Origin of the sequence: Paenibacillus nanensis (assembly GCF_003583765.1) — a bacterium.
Lineage (GTDB): Bacteria > Bacillota > Bacilli > Paenibacillales > Paenibacillaceae > Pristimantibacillus > Pristimantibacillus nanensis.
Map to the genome: position 1 here is coordinate 43,787 of NZ_QXQA01000017.1, position 16,006 is coordinate 59,792.

A 16,006-nucleotide genomic window follows, 5' to 3' on the forward strand; every position below is an offset into this window, starting at 1 on the left:
GCATTTTTGCGTTAGCGGGCAACGGTTTGCGGTCCAAGCGGAAACTTCGGCTTCGCTTTCGATTTTTTCGACTTGCCGAGCACGCTTCCGATCCCCATCACGAACGTTGGAATACCCGCCGCTACGAACACGAGGCACCAATCCCGGAAACCGAGCGGAACCGTTTTGAAAATCGGCTGCAGCGCTTCGATGTACAGGACGCCGACCATCAGCAGAAGCGAGGACAACACCGCCAGCACCAAATATTTGTTCTGCAGCGGATTGCGGTGGAAGATGGAGCGCGAGCTCCGGCAATCAAACACATGGATCAGCTGCGCCATAACGAGCGTCGCAAATGCGACCGTCTGCGCATGGACAAGAGCTTGCGGATCGTCGCCGCCCTCCCGCAGCGCGATCCAGAAGGCGCCGAGCGTACAGACGCCGATCAGCACGCCGCGGCTAATGATTTTCCAGCCCAGACGTCTGGCAAAAATATTTTCTTTGGCCGGTCTCGGCTTCTGCTGCATCAGATCGCTTTCCGCCTGATCGACGCCCAGCGCCATCGCCGGCAGGCCATCCGTGACGAGGTTGACCCACAAGATTTGTATAGGCACCAGAGGAAGCGGCAGGCCCGCCATCATCGCAAGGAACATCACTAATATTTCGCCGACATTGGAGGCGAGCAGGTAACGGATGAACTTCCGGATGTTCTCATAGATGCCTCTGCCTTCCTCGATTGCCGCCACAATCGTCGAGAAGTTGTCGTCGCTAAGCACAAGCGCCGATGCTTCCTTCGAAACATCCGTCCCCGTGATCCCCATCGAGATGCCGATATCCGCCGCTTTAATCGCCGGCGCGTCGTTCACCCCGTCGCCCGTCATGGCAACGACATGGCCTCTTCTTTGCAACGCTTTGACGATCCGAAGCTTATGCTCAGGCGAAACGCGCGCATAAACGTAAGTGTTATCGACATGCTTATCGAGCTGTTCGTCATCCATCGCTTCGAGCTGCTTGCCGCTCATCGCGATGCCTCCGCGCGGCATAATGCCCAGCTGCGCCGCAATCGCTTCCGCCGTGAGCAGGTGGTCGCCCGTAATCATGACGGTTTTGATGCCTGCTCTGCGGCAAGTGGCGATCGCATCCTTCACTTCGCGTCTCGGCGGATCGATCATGCCGGCCAGGCCGACGAATACAAGCCCGCTTTCCGCTTCTTCCTCCGATTCGCAGCGGTCGTTCGCTCGTAAATCGCGGTACGCGAAGCCCAGCACGCGCAGCGCGGATTGCGCCATCTGCTCGCCCGCTTCGGCGCATTTGCGTTTCAGCGTTCCCGTGAACGGCATCACTTTGCCGTCCCAGAGCACATAGTCGCACTGCTCCATCAGCATATCCGGCGCGCCCTTCGTAAACAGGAGGCGTCCGCCTTGATGAGCGAGCAGCACCGACATCCGCTTCCGTTCGGAATCGAACGGGAATTCCTTCACGCGCTGGTAGAGCGGCTCCAGCGACTTCGCCGATGACCCGAGCTTAGTCGCCAGCACGGCTAGCGCTCCTTCGGTCGGGTCGCCTTTGAGCTCCCATTCCGGCTGCGTCTCCTTCCGCTTGCTGCGCTTCGTATCCGCGTCTTCCGTACACACCAGCTGAGCGTTGTTGCACAGCGCGCTGATCTGCAGCAGCCGTTTTATCGCCTGGTCATGCTTAATGTCGAGCGGCTTGCCGTCTTCGTAGATCGCACCTGTCGGATCATAGCCTTCTCCGGTCACTTCAAGCCGTCTCCCGCCCAGCCATACATGCGTGACCGTCATTTTATTCTGCGTGAGCGTTCCTGTTTTGTCCGAGCAGATGACGGATGCGCAGCCGAGCGTCTCGACTGACGGCAGCTTGCGGACGATCGCCTTGCGTTTGATCATACGCTGGACGCCCAGCGCGAGCGCGATCGTTACAATAGCCGGCAGCCCTTCCGGTATCGCCGCCACCGCCAAGCTCACCCCGGCGAGGAACATGCCGTACGCTGGCTGTCCGTGCAAAATGCCCGCAACCACGACCATGACCGTAAGGCCGAGCGCCACTACAATGAGTAACTTCCCAAGCTGCTCAAGCCGATGCTGCAGCGGCGTCTCCATCGACTCCGTCTCCTGGATCAGCCCCGCGATTTTCCCCATTTCAGTCGCCATTCCGGTTCGGATGACAACTCCTTTTGCCGTGCCGCGTGTAACCATCGTTCCCATAAAGCCCATATTCCGCTGATCGCCTAGAGGCAGCTCCGGCTCGTCGATGACGGCCGCGTGCTTGCCGACCGGCACGGATTCGCCTGTAAGCGCCGACTCCTCGACATAACAGCTGCTTGCTTCAATGAATCTGAGATCGGCGGGCACGCGGTCCCCGCTTTCCAGATAGACCAAATCGCCCGGCACCAAATCTCTGGCCGGAACCGTCATTAGCTCGCCGCCGCGCACAACCTTAGCCGACGGCGCCGACAGCTCCTTCAGCGCCCGCAGCGACTTTTCCGCGCGAAACTCCTGCATAAAGCCCAGCACGGCGTTAAGGACGATAATCGCAATAATGGTAACTGCGTCCAAATATTCGCCCAGCAGCCCCGATATTAAGGTCGCGCCCATGAGGATGAGCACCATAAAATCTTTGAACTGGTTAAGGAAAAGCAAAATCGGGGAAATTCTTTCGCCCTCGGACAGCTCGTTGTGCCCCTGCTTCTCAAGCCGGTCCGCAGCAGCGGACGGATTCAGCCCGTTCTCGACAGAGCTGCCTAGCGTCTGCAGCAGCCCCTCCTTGTCCATTTGATGCCATTTCATTTGTTCCATTCCATGACTCCCTCCCGTTGGTTGCCGTTCCAGCGGACAGCCCTTCTACGCTAAATCTATTCGGACAGACTATAAAATATCCCAGCGGCACTTAAGTTTTTGTCCCGAGTATGGCATGATAGAGTCATCCTGCATAAAAGTGAGGTACAACCACCATGGCATTAGACGGAATCGTCGTACGAGCGGTCGCAGCGGAACTGCAGCGCTGCGTCGGCGCTCGCATTCATAAAATTCATCAGCCGACCGAGCATGATCTTGTCCTTTCCGTCCGGGGCAGCGGCGTTTCCGGCAAGCTGCTGTTATCCGCTAACCCGACCTATCCGAGAGCGCATCTGACGAACGCGACCTATGTTAACCCGCTGGAAGCGCCTATGTTCTGCATGCTGCTCCGCAAGCATTGCGAGGGCGGCGTGATCGAGGCGGTCCGCCAAGTCGGAAGAGAGCGGATTCTACATATTGATGTCCGGCAGCGGGACGAGCTGGGCGATATTAGCTTCAAAACGATCGTCATCGAAATTATGGGGCGCCACAGCAACATTATTTTGATCGATTCGGCGTCCGGCACGATTCATGACGGGATTCATCACGTCACCCCCGCGATCAGCAGCTACCGGATCGTCATGCCGGGCACCGCTTATACCGCGCCGCCCGATCAAGGGAAATCCGACCCGCTTGCAATCCGGAGCGAAGACGAGTTTAGGGACCTCGTTATCAAAGCTATGGGAGATGAGCCTGCCCTATGGCATAAAGGGCTGGTTAACGCGTTCAGCGGCTTCAGCCCGCTGCTGGCCAAAGAAATTGTACACCGGGCCAAGTCTGAGGCTGGCGCTGCGGATCTGTCATCGCTATGGCAAAGCTTCCGCGCATTGATATCGCTTGTGGAGAAGAACGAATACGAGCCGAATATCGTCGCCGAGCCGGATACCGGCAAAGCCAGCTTCTCGGTCACCGAGCTGACTCACCTGCATGGAGCCGCCCAGCGATTCGAATCGGTCAGCGAATGCCTCGAGGCGTTCTACGGCGACAAGGCCGAGCGCGACACGGTCAAACAACGCGCGTCGGATCTGATCCGTTTTGTCCAGAACGAAAAATCGAAAAACGAGGCGAAAATCAAAAAGCTCGAAGAGACGCTGGAGGAAGCGAAGGACGCGGAGAAATACAGGGTGCTCGGGGAGCTGCTTACAGCTTATATGCATCAAATGAACCGAGGGGACGAATCGATCGAGCTTATCAACTTCTATGACGAAGAGCAGGCGCCCGTCAAAATCCAGCTGGATCCGCAGCTCACGCCGTCCGAGAACGCGCAGCGCTACTTCCGGCGTTACACGAAGCACCGGAACAGCTTAGCGGTTGTCGCGGAGCAGATGGAGCTTGCCCGCGCGGAGATTACGTACTTCGAGACGCTGCTCCAGCAGCTGAACAACGCCTCGCTGTCGGATATCGAGGAGATCCGGGAGGAGCTCGTGCAGCAAGGCTACCTGCGCGAACGAAAGTCGCGCGGCCCTAAACGTAAAAAGCCGGCTAATCCCGCTTTGCTTTGCTATACGTCATCCGAGAACGTCTCCATCTACGTCGGCAAAAACAATACGCAAAACGAATATTTAACGAACCGGCTCGCCTCGCCTTCCGACACTTGGCTGCACACAAAGGACATCCCCGGCTCTCACGTCGTCATTCGCGGCGGCGATTTCGGCAATGCGACGCTTGAGGAGGCCGCCATGCTTGCGGCGTATTACAGCCAAGCGAAGGAATCCAGTATGGTGCCGGTCGACTATACGTTCATCCGTCATGTGCGAAAGCCAAGCGGGGCGAAGCCCGGCTTCGTAATCTATGACCATCAGAAAACATTGTTTATTACGCCGGACTTAGAGCGCATCAAATCGCTTCCTTCGGTTACCAAATAAGAACCGAAAATGAACAAAAAATGGCAGTGCTCAGGATGTTATTCCTTGGCACTGCCATTTCTATATCATCTTCAGTACAAGCTACCTTCCGCGAGCGGCTTGCCGAAGCTGATCGACAACGGACAGATCCGCATATTTGCTGCCGACGGCGCCGTGAAAGGTTTCGCCGCCCCGTTCGCCATGAAAATCGGAGCCGCCTGTCTCGATTAATCCGAATCGCTGCGCAAGCAAGCCGTAACGGCGTTCCTCGTCTTCGCCATGGTCGGAATGAATCGTCTCGATCCCCGTCGCCCCTCCGCGCACCAGCTCCTCCACAAGCTCGTCGCGTCCGTACAAGCCGGGATGCGCGATGACGCTGACGCCGCCCGCTTCGCGGATCCACTCTATCGCTTCAAGAGGATGGACGCGGGGAACCCTGACATACGCCGCCGCGCCTGCCCCCAGGAAGCGCTCGAACGCTTCGTTCATGCTGCTCACGACGCCCTTTCGAATAAGGGCTTCCGCGAAGTGCGGGCGTCCGATGCTGCCGCCTTTTCCTTTGCCGGCGGCTGCCGAACGCACATCTTCCATCGATATGCCGATACCAAGCCGCTGCAGCTTATCCAAGATCAGCTCGTTCCGCCTCTCTCTTGCTCCTGCGATACCGGCAAGCCGTTCGAGCCACAGCTCGTCTTGATTATCCGTGTAGTACGCGAGCACATGAATGTCGATTCCGTCAGCGACCGTACTGAGCTCCACGCCGGGCACGACGATGATGCCGATCCGATCTCCTTCGTCCATCGCCTCTGCGACACCGCTTACCGTGTCATGGTCCGTTAACGCGACGGCCGCAAGTCCCGCTTGCTTTGCTTTTTGCACCACCTCAGCAGGCGCATGCAGGCCATCCGATGCGGTTGAATGCGTATGCAGGTCCACTCTTCCCGTTGTTATAACCATTGCTGAAGATCCCTTTCTCTTAAGAAAGTGAGAAACGTTACGGCGGAAATCGGAAGCAGAGCCGATTTCAGATAAATCGAATAAAATTGCCGTTTGAACTTGATATCCGATATTTTGACCAGCTTAATTAATCCGAGCGCAACCTCATGCTTGACGGAAGACGAAGACAAAAACGAAATGCCGAGCCCCGCCTCTACCGCCGATTTTACCGCGCCCGTGCTTCCGAGCTCCATGACGACGTTCATCGATGCCGGATCGATTTTTTTCTTCTTGAGCTGCTCTTCCATAACGAGCCGCGTGCCGGAGCCCTGCTCCCTTAGAACAAAAGCGTACCGCATCGCTTCGTCGATCGTGACCGAGGACTTCCCAGCCAGCGGATGATCCTTCGGAACAACCAGCATAAGCTCGTCGCTCATGACCGCTTCCATATGCATGTCAGGGTGGTTAACCGGCGCTTCGATCAGTCCGAAATTCAATTGATGATTCAGAATCTCCTCCATAATTTGGGCCGTATTCATCACTTTCATGCTGATTGTAATATGCGGATATTCTTGTCCGAACGGCCCGAGCAGCCTCGGCAATATATATTCGCCGATTGTAAGGCTCGAGCCCAGCTGCAGTCGTCCCTTCAACTGCTTCGTGAAGGCGGACATAGCCTGGTCGGTGTCGCGAATCAAGTCGATGCTGCTTTTGGCGTACGGCATTAGAGCCCTGCCCGCCTCCGTCAGATCAATACGTTTCGTAGACCGCTGAAGCAGCTTAGTGCCGAAATAATCCTCCAGCGATTGCACCTGCATCGTAACCGCAGGCTGCGTCATATGAAGAGCTTGAGCGGCTGCAGAGAAGCTGCCTTTCTCCGCAACGGTATAAAAGATATGTAATTGATGAAAATTAAGCGCCATCCTCGACCCGTCCTTTCTATAACAGGTATTATACTACAAACCGCTTGCGCTATTATAAAAAAAAAATGTAGTCCAAAAGACCTATCATTCAAATTAAAAAACGCAGCCCATTAGGCTGCGTTACCGCTAGTAGTTATTATCCCGAAGTAAAGAATAAGTGCATTGATCGCTTATTTACGCTTCCTGCTGCTCTTCACAAGCGTCATTCTTCTGGAATGCCTAAGCCAAGAATAATAGGATTTCAAATCTCTCAGCTCAATCGTTTCCGACATTCTCCCCAGGAAGGTGACGATGATCATTTTTTGCAGGGGATTACCCAGCAAATCCGTCTCGGTCAAAGAATCCGCGAACTCCGCTACGAAAACAAGGTCCTCATCAATGAGGTAGACATCCTGCTCATTCCGGTAGTAGGGCTCGACTCGTCCTTTTTTCAAGCAGTCCCACAAGTATTCGGCGATATCTTCAAACCCGGTCTTTTCGCTTTCGACTCGGTCGAGCCAGCGGCTTTTGGCATGTTTGGTGATGATGACATCAACAACCTTTTTGTCGCCCAGTTCTACATAAAACGACTCATATGTACTCCATCTTCTCGTCATTTTATCCTTCATATCGCAGCCAACTCCTCCCGAAGAAGCAGGTCTTTTATCCTATATGTTAATCTCATTCTACCACGATTGTCCGATTTTTCAACAATAAATTAATTACAGGCCATATATGTAAAAAAATGTTATTTGTATCAATAAAATATCGGCCGATAAACAAAACGCCTTCAAGCGCGTACAAGCGCTTGAAGGCGTTAGCTTTACATGTAAACAATCGGATTACAGGCTGTAAAACCTCGTTTTATCCTCACTGTCTTTACTGTATTCGGTTGGAATCTCTGTGCGGTAGGATCGTTCCACTTTGCGCACGTACGATAACCGGCTCATCTGCCGTAAAGATTCGTCGACCCTTTCGGCATTCATATACAATACCACGTAATGCAGCTTTCTCGACATATAATGGACGGTTCCAAACCGTTCGAGCGATCTGGCCGCTTTCAAATCGCTTACCCACACTATAAATCCCGTTCGATCCGGTATCATCTGCCGCTCCCCTTCCAGCTCGCATCGCCTGCCCCTCGATAAGCAGGACTTAACCTCCGCAGCCTCCGCTGCCGCAACCGCATGAGCCCCCGCTGCCGCAGCCTCCTAAGCTTCGTTCGTTGCCAGGCACTTTGATCGTGTCGGAGACAGACTCGGCAATCAAGCGGGAAACCTCGTACAGCATATCGTCAACGGCTTGCTCGGAAGCCTTGAACTTGCTGACGCATTCGATCTCCGCCAGCTGCTTCTCAATTTGCTTGACCTTGTCCTTGGCTTCATGGTAGTTCGGATGGAAACGGCCGAAGCGCTGACATTCCTCGAACAGCTCCTTGGCCTTAGCGAACTGCGCTTGCAGCTGCTTCACCTCTTCGCTCTCGCTTACTACCGACTTCCAATATAAATATTCGGCCACTTCGGCCGATTGATTAATCCAGTCTCCCAGCTCATAAGCGGACAGAAGCAGCGATCCCATATCGAGCGAAGATCGGCCGCCATCCTCATACGTCGTTGAAGCCGTCCATTGTTCGGCTACAGGCATTGATCCACCTCTTTCCTATTCGCTTGCTTACTACAATATCATATCATATCCGACTCGCCAATAGATAGAGAGTGCTAGGTGGTAATCCCTTCGGGCAAGAGCAGCTTCATCTCCTCCCACATATCAGGCGTGAGCCTGCTCCTCTCCGGCATTTCCCCGGCGATCAGCCTTCCCGTTACAGCCCACTCATTGCCTCTTTGCTCCACTTGCTCGGGAACAAAGGACAGCAGCTCGCCATTGACCCGCAGCTGAACGGCCGTCTCCAGCATCACCGCCTGCTGCATCAATTCCTTCCGAGTTGATGCGTGGTAGCTGCGAAGCTGCCGCCACCATGCCGACGGCACGCTTTCGATACCCGGTAACAGCTCAACGGGGCGGGCTGCCTGCTCCTCCGCTACCAGTTCAAAATGGTGCAGGGATGACGGTTCATACAGCCAGCTGCCGCCGTCATCCTTTAGGCTAAAGAACCTTGATGCGACAGCGTCGGAGTCCGTGTCCTTCAGATCGCGAACAGGCTGAGGCACAGAAATTTCGGGATACGGGGGCGCAGCCCCTTCCGCTGATGTTCCGATTGCTTTGCGCGGCGGGTAGCCCGATTTCTGCAGCATGCTTCGGATATCGCTAATTGCCCGGCTGTCCACAATAAAATCTTTGTCGCCCAAACGCTGAAGCAGCAGCGGCGCAAGCTCCGGCAGCTGAAGCGCGTGCTCCGCCATCTCCACGGAATCGCAGCGAAGCAGCGAAACCTGATCGAATGCGAAGCGGCAAGCTTTTCTTGTCCATTCCATCAGCATAGCCTCCACCGGAGACGGCAAAGCCTCTCCACCGCCTGCCTGCTTCAGGAAACGTACAATGCGGTCCCTTGAGCGTCCTTGTTCAAGGGCAGCAGCGATGCTTGCAGAGGTGATCCGGTACATCACGGGCTCCTGATCCGTTTGGCGTTCCGCTATCGTTTCAAGCTCCCAGCGCACAGCATGACCGCAATCCGGCGGCGTAATAATTTCGCCGTTCGGCTGAACAATTAAACCGTCCGTCCGCATCTCGGCAGGGAAGCTTCTCCAGCGGAACACCATCCACCGCTCCCGGCCTTCCTGCAGCTCGGCAAGCTCCATCCAGCCTAATTCATGGAACAAGTCGATCCATCGCATAAGCCGCCTGTTTATGGTCAACGTTTGATCGGCTTGGAGTGAGCCGTTCGATCCAACAAGCGGGGCGCATAAGGATTCGGCATCCTGAATCGAGTACCACTTTTCCTTCCCTGCGCTTAGCAGCGCCCCTGCAATATGCGCCTCCCGACCCGAAGCGCGCAGCAGATAAAGAAGAAGCCATTGCAGAAGCCCGCGTTCCCGCTGCTCGTCCGGCAATGCGAGCCAATCCTGAAGCGGGGCTTCGTCCGGCAAGAGCCGTCCTTCTTCCTTTCTCAAAAAACCAGCTGCGCCGGAAGCGGAAAGGAACAGCGCGACCGCTGCCGAATAATGCTCGCTATGCGCCCAATTGATAGGGAAAGCTCTCAGCTTCGATTCCTGGAATCGCAAAGCCGCATCGAGCTTTTGTATTGTTTTTTTGGGCAAAACGCCTTTCGCTGTAAAGGAGGCGTCGGTTTTCAGAAGCGCGGCTAAAGCATACAGCTTCCTTCTGCCGAACGGCTCCATCACGCCTACAAACGCTCCAGAAGCATCGGTTATCGGATTCACGATTCCGTTCTTCTCCTCAAGCCGGCACGGGAATAACGCCTGCTGCCAAGGCAAGAAGGAATCGACCGGTATAAAATAAAGAAGCTCTCCCCACATTTTACGAACGGCAAATAAGATTCCCGCCGACTCCAATTGCCTTAGACCAATTCGGCATTCCGCACCAGCCATGCTGGTGCGCTCCCGCAATGCCTGCAGCAGCCGATCCTCTGCCGCCGGCTCCGCTCCAAACTGACGCAGCATCGCGCGGAGCGACTGTTGCGCATAAGAAGACATCCGCCTAGCGGCTTCCTTGACAGCGACAGGGTCAACCATCGCATCCTGCCATAGCAGCCCCTTCTCTGCAGCGTCCCGCCAAATCGGCGATTCCATAAACAAACCGAACCGCTCGGGCGGCAGCTTCTCCATAAGCTGAAGCATCTTCATCCGCTTATCGCCTCCTTGGCGAATTCGTTCTCATCCTCTGCTGGCGCTTCCAGCTGCGTGTAACCGTAACCTTGCTCCAGCATAAACATTTGCCTCTTCAGCGCAAATTCGGTTTCTTTCGTCCCTTCGGTTACCAAAGTATAGAACCACGCTTCGTTGCTGCCCGGCTTCGGCCTTAGCAGACGGCCGACGCGCTGCGCTTCCTCTTGCCTGGAACCGAAGCTGCCGGACAGCTGAATAGCGAGCGCGGCATCCGGCAGATCGATCGCGAGATTCGCAACCTTGGAGACGACCAATACGGGGTGAATGCCTGACCGGAACGCATCGTACAACCGAAGACGCTCTTCATGCGGCGTCTCTCCCGTCAGCAGCGGCGCGTCCAGCTCGCTTGCCGCTTCCTTCAGCTGCTTCAAATATTGTCCGATAACCAGCGCCGGCTTCCCCTTATGCTTCTGAAGCAAATGCCGCACAACGGGAAGCTTGTTCGGATTTTCCGCCGCGATTCGCAGCTTAGCCCGCGCAGAAGCACTCGTATACGTATGTTCATGGGATGCCGGAAGCGGAACCCGAATTTCTGCACAGCTGACGGAAGCGATATAAGAGCCTTCCTCCGCCCTCTTCCAATGCATGTCGTATTGCTTCGGTCCGATCAGCGAATAGACATCCTCCGCGCAGCCATCCTCACGCACTAATGTTGCGGTCAAACCTAATCTGCGCGTTGCCTGAATGGTTGCCGTCATCCTAAAGACGGGCGCCGGCAGCAGATGCACTTCATCATAAATAATAAGGCCCCAATCCCGCTCATTGAACAATCCCATATGCTTGAAATCATCCAGCTTCGACTTGCGGTACGTCAGCAGCTGATAGGTGGCGATCGTTACCGGTTTGACTTCCTTCGACCGGCCGCTGTAAAGTCCGACTTCGGCCTCCGACAACGTTGTCTTATCGAGCAGCTCATCGCGCCATTGCTGGGCTGACGTACGGCTGGAGGTTAAGATTAATGTCGCTGCTCCAATCGAAGCAAGCGCAGCGACCCCTACGATGGTTTTGCCCGTACCGCATGGAAGCACAACAACGCCGCTGCCCCCTTGCGCGGTCCCGTCCTTCGTGAATTGCTCCACAGCTTGCTTCTGGTAATCTCTTAACGAAAAGACCGCTCCGCTTCTTGTTTGCTCTCTCAACTGCACCTGCAACGCTTCTCCGGCATGGTATCCCGCGTGATCCATTACCGGATAACCGAGTCTTGCCAGCTCCAGCTTCAGCGAACCGCGGCAATCTGGCCGAATCTCCCACTCCGATTCCGTCCGGATCGATACGACCCACCCGCGGATGAAATCTTTATCTTGAATCGATTGCAGAGTGTCCGGATCCCCGCATAACAGAAGAGCATCGCCTTCCGCCGCTAACCGAAGCTTTCCATACCGGCTTGACCAGATTCGAACAGACGCTTCCGCCTGCAGCGGCAATGAGTACCGGGCATTTTTTTTCAAAAAGGCGATCACATCCTCCCCGCTCCACCCTGCGCCTAATGCTTGCCAAAGGGTCATGGGGGTTATCCGGTACGTATGCATGGATCCTGCTCGTTTGGTCGCCTCCGCAAAAGCCAGCAGCTGCTCGCGAGCTTCTGTCGAGGCAGGATGCTTCTCGTCCAAAAGGACGGTGAGATCGGCTTGCACGATCATGGTTCCATCGGGATTCACTTCAGCACTTCCTTTCCTTCCAAGGGCATTCTTACCCCTCAGTATGAAAGATTTGCAGTCATTTTATCCCCTTGTTAGACATCCTTTTCGATTATTCGCTTAAAAATGTGGTATAGTAGATAAGGATATAAATGAAGAAACTTCTATTACGGGCTGGAGGCCTTACTTCTATGAAACGTGTATTATGGTTATTCTTTCTTACGCTCTCCATTGCGCTTACAGGATGTTCTTCTGTGACCATACCCGCCGCCCCTAACGTCAAGCCGGACACTTGGTATCCGGTATCGGGTTATGTAGACGGCGATACTTTCAAAATAAAAGCGGGCGAACAGGACGTTACGATCCGCTTGCTATATGTCGATACGCCAGAAACCAAGAAGCCCAATACGCCGGTTGAGCCTTACGGGCCGGAAGCTTCCGCGTTTACCGAGGAGCTCCTGAAGCAATCGGAGGAGGTTAAACTGACCTTTGATAAGGAATTGAAGGACAGCTACGACCGAACGCTTGCCGTCGTAGAGCTGAAGGACGGGCGAATTTTAAACGAGCTGCTGCTTCAGGAAGGGCTTGCGAAGGTATTAATTATCGAACCTAACGTCAAAATGGAAAACGTATACAAACAGCTGGAGCAAAAGGCGAAGCAGGACGGAGCGGGACTGTGGAGCTCCGGTCACGAAACAAGCCAGACGGAGATGCCCGAACGGAAAGCGCTGCAGATCGGCATCGAGATGGAGGTCAATAAGGTTAAAGAGGTCGTTACGATTACGAATACAACGTATGAATCCATCGATATGGATGACTGGAAGCTCGTCAGCGTGCGAGGCAACCAGACGTATACGTTCGATTCCGTCGAGCTGCCCGGACAAGGCAAGCTGTATATTACTTCAAGCCAAGCGGAAGTAACCGCCAATGGCGCCTTACATCTGGAATGGGAAATCGATAATGTATGGAATAATCAAGAATCCGATCCCGCAGAACTCTATAATGAAAAAAGTGAGCTTGTCGCTTTGTGGGAGGACAAATAACGTCCTCCCGCTCCAAAGCGCAAGCTCATTTTTTAGCTATGCTGCCTCGCGTAATGCTCCGCCAGTCCGATAAGAAGGCTGGCCGATTTCTCCATTGCCCGTTCGTCGATGTCGAACTTCGGGTGATGATGGGAGTAGACCGCTCCGCAGTCCGGATTGCCTGCTCCGACAAACATGAAGCAGCCCGGCTTCTTCTGCAAGTAGTAAGAGAAATCCTCCGCGACGGTAATCGGTTCCGCCTCAATGACACCTTCAGGGCCGAATAAGGCTTCCGCTACGGCGAAAAATCTCGATGCCTCCGCCGCATCGTTGACTACAGGCGGGTACCCTACGCGCATATGGTAGGAATACGACGCTCCATGCATTTCGCAAGTATGACGGACAAACGCTTCCAGCTTATCATGAATCATAAACCGGGTCGTTTCGTCAAATGCCCGCACCGTCCCCTTAAGCTGGCATCGCTCCGCGATTATATTATTCGTCGTCCCCGCTTGGAAAGATCCGATCGTGACGACAGCCGGATGCAGCGGATTGACGCTTCGGCTGACAATCGTCTGTACGCCTTGCACAAGCGCGGCCCCAACCATCACAGCGTCAACCGCGTTATGAGGAAGCCCCCCGTGGCCGCCCTTTCCTTCGATATCAATCACGAATTCGTCCGCCGCGCTCATGAAATCCCCCGCCTTGGAAGAAGCGTATCCATACGGAATTGGCGACCATAGATGCACGCCATAAATGACGTCGGCGCCGTCCAGCGCGCCTTCCTCGACCATCCGAATCGCGCCCCCGGGCGTAACCTCTTCCGCCGGCTGGAACAGCAGCCTGCGTTCTCCGGCTATCTTGTCCTTATTGGCGTTGTAGAAGTCCGCGACAGCAAGCAATGCGGCAGTATGCCCGTCATGGCCGCAAGCATGCATAACGCCGGGCACTTTGGATGCATATTCGCATGTCTTCTCGTCTTGAATCGGAAGCGCGTCAATATCTGCCCTCAGCGCAACGACCGGCCCAGGAAGCTTTCCCTGAATCGTTGCGATTATCCCATTGCCGCCTACTCCCGTTTTTATCTCGCAGCCCATTTCAAGCAATTTGTCGCCAATCCAGCGGGAAGTTTTCTCCTCTTGAAAAGAGAGCTCTGGGTATTGGTGGAGATATCTGCGCCAGCGGACCATGTCCGGGTAACGATCACGAAGCCATTGTTCAGCTATGGTTTCCAGCCGCATCTCGCAAAACCTCCTATCTTGCCATGTAGTGATAAAGCCTGTTTTGTTTAGTTTAGCAGATGCGTCAGCCGTAATGGAAGTGCAAGAAACAATATAGGCTAGCCACTGAAACGTTCTTAAAAATGTCACGAACTATGCGTTGACCATCAGGAGTAAGGCTTGCGCAGACTGGGGAAACATACTATCATGAGTAAAGAATGTACAACTATGTCTTGTGAATTTGGGAGGAACTGAAATGATTATTGAAAACTCCGGATTAATCGGTGTTCAAAGCGAACTTCACCACTTGGACGACGCGGGCGAGAAGCTTGGATTCGTGCGCTGGCAGTGGGAATATTATCGCGCTACATATGATTTGAAGCTGACTGACCGCACGAGCGGCAGCGAATATTTCCTCCGCATCAATACCCGAGCGGTCGAAGGCAAGCTGGAGAACCCGCATGCGGTGCTTAACATCGAAGCTGTATACATCGGGCGAGCTACTTTCCCTCATGGCCTTGATTACGAATCACCGATTCCGAAACATATTATGGAAACGGCTACGCAACGGCTTGAGCAGCTGAAGCAACAGCTTGTCTAACGAAGCGAGGCCCATATGAAAGCCTCGGAGAACGGCAGTCGGGGACGGCCGGACTTTCTGCTCCTGATCATGACGCTTCTGCTCGTCGGCTTCGGAATCGTCATGGTATTCAGCGCCAGCTCAGGTGTAGCGGCTGTTTCCCCACAGTTTGGGAATGACTCTTTTTACTTCACAAAGCGCCAAGTGATTTTTGCTTGTCTTGGGATATTCGGCATGTTCATCATCATGAATATCCGCTATCACGTGTTTAAAAAGGGATTTATGCTTTTCTTTATTCCCGTACTTATTATGCTCATCCTGGTGCCGTTCACCAGCGAAGAAATCAACGGCGCGCGAAGCTGGTTCGGTATCGGCTCGTTAGGTATTCAGCCTACGGAGCCGGCAAAGCTGGCCATGATTCTTTACTTGGGAGCGCTTATAACGAAGAAAGGCGAAAAGTTCCGGGACTTCAAAAGAGGGCTTGTGCCGGTCGTCATTATCGTAGGCTTTCTGTGCGGACTCATTATGCTCCAGCCGGATCTGGGCTCCTGTCTCGTGCTGGTCACTTGCGCAATAGTGATGATAGTAGCCGGCGGCGCTAATTTGAAGCAAGTGTTTGTGACGGGTGCGGGGCTGTCGGTTTTCGTAGCGGTTGTTGTCTCCATATCCATGGCAATCAATCCGACGTCCTGGCAGTATCGGATTGCTAGGTTTACCGCATTCATGGACCCAATCGGCAATTTCCGGGAAAGCTCCTATCAGCTGGTCTCCTCCCTCCAAGCATTGAGTCATGGCGGGTTGACCGGCGCCGGCTTCGGCGGAAGCGTACAGAAGCTGCATTATCTTGACTATCCGTACAATGATTTTATTTTTGCGATCATTGCCGAGGAATTAGGATTTATCGGCTGTTTTATTTTTTTGGTGTTTTTACTCTTGTTCCTGTGGCGCGGACTAATCGTTGCTCTGCGCTGTCCAGATATTTACGGAACGGTCGTCGGCACTGGAATCGTCGGATTGTTCGCGATGCAGACCTTTATTAACATCGGGGGCGTCACCGGCGCCATTCCGTTAACCGGTGTAACGCTGCCCTTCGTCAGCTACGGCGGTTCCTCGATTCTTGTCTGCTTAATGTGTATGGGCATCTTACTTAGCTTATCTAGGGAGTACAACCGGACGGACAAGCCCAAAAACTCGAAAAACCGCCATTAAATTAAAATACGGCATCTCT

At 54.2% G+C, this 16,006-nt stretch carries 13 protein-coding genes; 4 read left to right on the forward strand and 9 right to left on the reverse strand.

Annotated features, from left to right (window positions below; all coding sequences use genetic code 11):
- Positions 1-11: 11 nt before the first annotated feature.
- The gene (locus tag D3P08_RS21950) at positions 12-2,795 is read right to left on the reverse strand and encodes a calcium-translocating P-type ATPase, SERCA-type (protein WP_119602268.1); all 2,784 of its coding nucleotides are present in this window, start codon (positions 2,793-2,795) and stop codon (positions 12-14) included.
- A gap of 155 nt (positions 2,796-2,950) precedes the next feature.
- On the opposite strand from D3P08_RS21950, the gene D3P08_RS21955 reads away from it, so the two are divergent.
- Positions 2,951-4,699, forward strand: coding sequence for an Rqc2 family fibronectin-binding protein (locus D3P08_RS21955; protein ID WP_119602269.1), 1,749 nt, complete (start codon positions 2,951-2,953; stop codon positions 4,697-4,699).
- An 81-nt stretch (positions 4,700-4,780) separates the two neighbouring features.
- On the opposite strand, the gene D3P08_RS21960 is transcribed toward D3P08_RS21955, so the two are convergent.
- The 7 genes from D3P08_RS21960 to D3P08_RS21990 all read right to left on the reverse strand — a co-directional run bounded on the left by D3P08_RS21960 (position 4,781) and on the right by D3P08_RS21990 (position 11,977).
- Positions 4,781-5,635, reverse strand: coding sequence for a PHP domain-containing protein (locus D3P08_RS21960; RefSeq protein ID WP_119602270.1), 855 nt, complete (start codon positions 5,633-5,635; stop codon positions 4,781-4,783).
- Positions 5,626-6,537: a selenium metabolism-associated LysR family transcriptional regulator gene (locus D3P08_RS21965; RefSeq protein ID WP_119602271.1), complete on the reverse strand. Its 912-nt coding sequence runs from the start codon at positions 6,535-6,537 to the stop codon at positions 5,626-5,628. The genes D3P08_RS21960 and D3P08_RS21965 overlap by 10 nt, the downstream gene beginning before the upstream one ends.
- 170 nt (positions 6,538-6,707) lie before the next feature.
- The gene (locus D3P08_RS21970; RefSeq protein WP_119602272.1) at positions 6,708-7,145 is read right to left on the reverse strand and encodes a hypothetical protein; all 438 of its coding nucleotides are present in this window, start codon (positions 7,143-7,145) and stop codon (positions 6,708-6,710) included.
- 213 nt (positions 7,146-7,358) lie between these two features.
- Complete coding sequence (locus D3P08_RS21975; protein WP_119602273.1) at positions 7,359-7,622, reverse strand: YlbG family protein; 264 nt, start codon at positions 7,620-7,622, stop codon at positions 7,359-7,361.
- Between the two features lie 49 nt (positions 7,623-7,671).
- Positions 7,672-8,160, reverse strand: coding sequence for a YlbF/YmcA family competence regulator (locus tag D3P08_RS21980; RefSeq protein ID WP_119602274.1), 489 nt, complete (start codon positions 8,158-8,160; stop codon positions 7,672-7,674).
- A gap of 74 nt (positions 8,161-8,234) precedes the next feature.
- Entirely contained in the window at positions 8,235-10,277 is a 2,043-nt protein-coding gene (locus D3P08_RS21985; protein ID WP_119602275.1) for a helicase-associated domain-containing protein, read from the reverse strand.
- Entirely contained in the window at positions 10,274-11,977 is a 1,704-nt protein-coding gene (locus D3P08_RS21990) for a DNA repair helicase XPB (protein ID WP_338068736.1), read from the reverse strand. The genes D3P08_RS21985 and D3P08_RS21990 overlap by 4 nt, the downstream gene beginning before the upstream one ends.
- Before the next feature lie 170 nt (positions 11,978-12,147).
- Between D3P08_RS21990 and D3P08_RS21995 the strand changes: the two genes are divergently transcribed.
- Complete coding sequence (locus tag D3P08_RS21995) at positions 12,148-12,999, forward strand: thermonuclease family protein (RefSeq protein WP_162848568.1); 852 nt, start codon at positions 12,148-12,150, stop codon at positions 12,997-12,999.
- A 32-nt stretch (positions 13,000-13,031) separates the two neighbouring features.
- Here the strand turns inward: D3P08_RS21995 and D3P08_RS22000 are convergent, their stop codons facing one another.
- A complete protein-coding gene (locus D3P08_RS22000) occupies positions 13,032-14,219 on the reverse strand; it encodes a M20 metallopeptidase family protein (protein ID WP_119602277.1) in 1,188 nt (395 codons plus the stop codon).
- Between the two features lie 235 nt (positions 14,220-14,454).
- Here D3P08_RS22000 and D3P08_RS22005 point away from each other — a divergent pair, with 235 nt between their 5' ends.
- Complete coding sequence (locus D3P08_RS22005; protein WP_119602278.1) at positions 14,455-14,799, forward strand: YugN family protein; 345 nt, start codon at positions 14,455-14,457, stop codon at positions 14,797-14,799.
- A gap of 15 nt (positions 14,800-14,814) precedes the next feature.
- On the forward strand, positions 14,815-15,987 hold the full coding sequence (locus D3P08_RS22010) for an FtsW/RodA/SpoVE family cell cycle protein (protein ID WP_119602279.1): 1,173 nt from the start codon (positions 14,815-14,817) through the stop codon (positions 15,985-15,987).
- Positions 15,988-16,006 lie beyond the last annotated feature (19 nt).

Excerpts from the sequence above, each read along its gene's own strand:
- D3P08_RS21950 (WP_119602268.1), bottom strand. The coding sequence starts at position 2,795 with ATGGAACAAATGAAATGGCATCAAATGGACAAGGAGGGGCTGCTGCAG.
- D3P08_RS21955 (WP_119602269.1), top strand. The coding sequence starts at position 2,951 with ATGGCATTAGACGGAATCGTCGTACGAGCGGTCGCAGCGGAACTGCAG.
- D3P08_RS21960 (WP_119602270.1), bottom strand. The coding sequence starts at position 5,635 with ATGGTTATAACAACGGGAAGAGTGGACCTGCATACGCATTCAACCGCA.
- D3P08_RS21965 (WP_119602271.1), bottom strand. The coding sequence starts at position 6,537 with ATGGCGCTTAATTTTCATCAATTACATATCTTTTATACCGTTGCGGAG.
- D3P08_RS21970 (WP_119602272.1), bottom strand. The coding sequence starts at position 7,145 with ATGAAGGATAAAATGACGAGAAGATGGAGTACATATGAGTCGTTTTAT.
- D3P08_RS21975 (WP_119602273.1), bottom strand. The coding sequence starts at position 7,622 with ATGATACCGGATCGAACGGGATTTATAGTGTGGGTAAGCGATTTGAAA.
- D3P08_RS21980 (WP_119602274.1), bottom strand. The coding sequence starts at position 8,160 with ATGCCTGTAGCCGAACAATGGACGGCTTCAACGACGTATGAGGATGGC.
- D3P08_RS21985 (WP_119602275.1), bottom strand. The coding sequence starts at position 10,277 with ATGAAGATGCTTCAGCTTATGGAGAAGCTGCCGCCCGAGCGGTTCGGT.
- D3P08_RS21995 (WP_162848568.1), top strand. The coding sequence starts at position 12,148 with ATGAAACGTGTATTATGGTTATTCTTTCTTACGCTCTCCATTGCGCTT.
- D3P08_RS22000 (WP_119602277.1), bottom strand. The coding sequence starts at position 14,219 with ATGCGGCTGGAAACCATAGCTGAACAATGGCTTCGTGATCGTTACCCG.
- D3P08_RS22005 (WP_119602278.1), top strand. The coding sequence starts at position 14,455 with ATGATTATTGAAAACTCCGGATTAATCGGTGTTCAAAGCGAACTTCAC.
- D3P08_RS22010 (WP_119602279.1), top strand. The coding sequence starts at position 14,815 with ATGAAAGCCTCGGAGAACGGCAGTCGGGGACGGCCGGACTTTCTGCTC.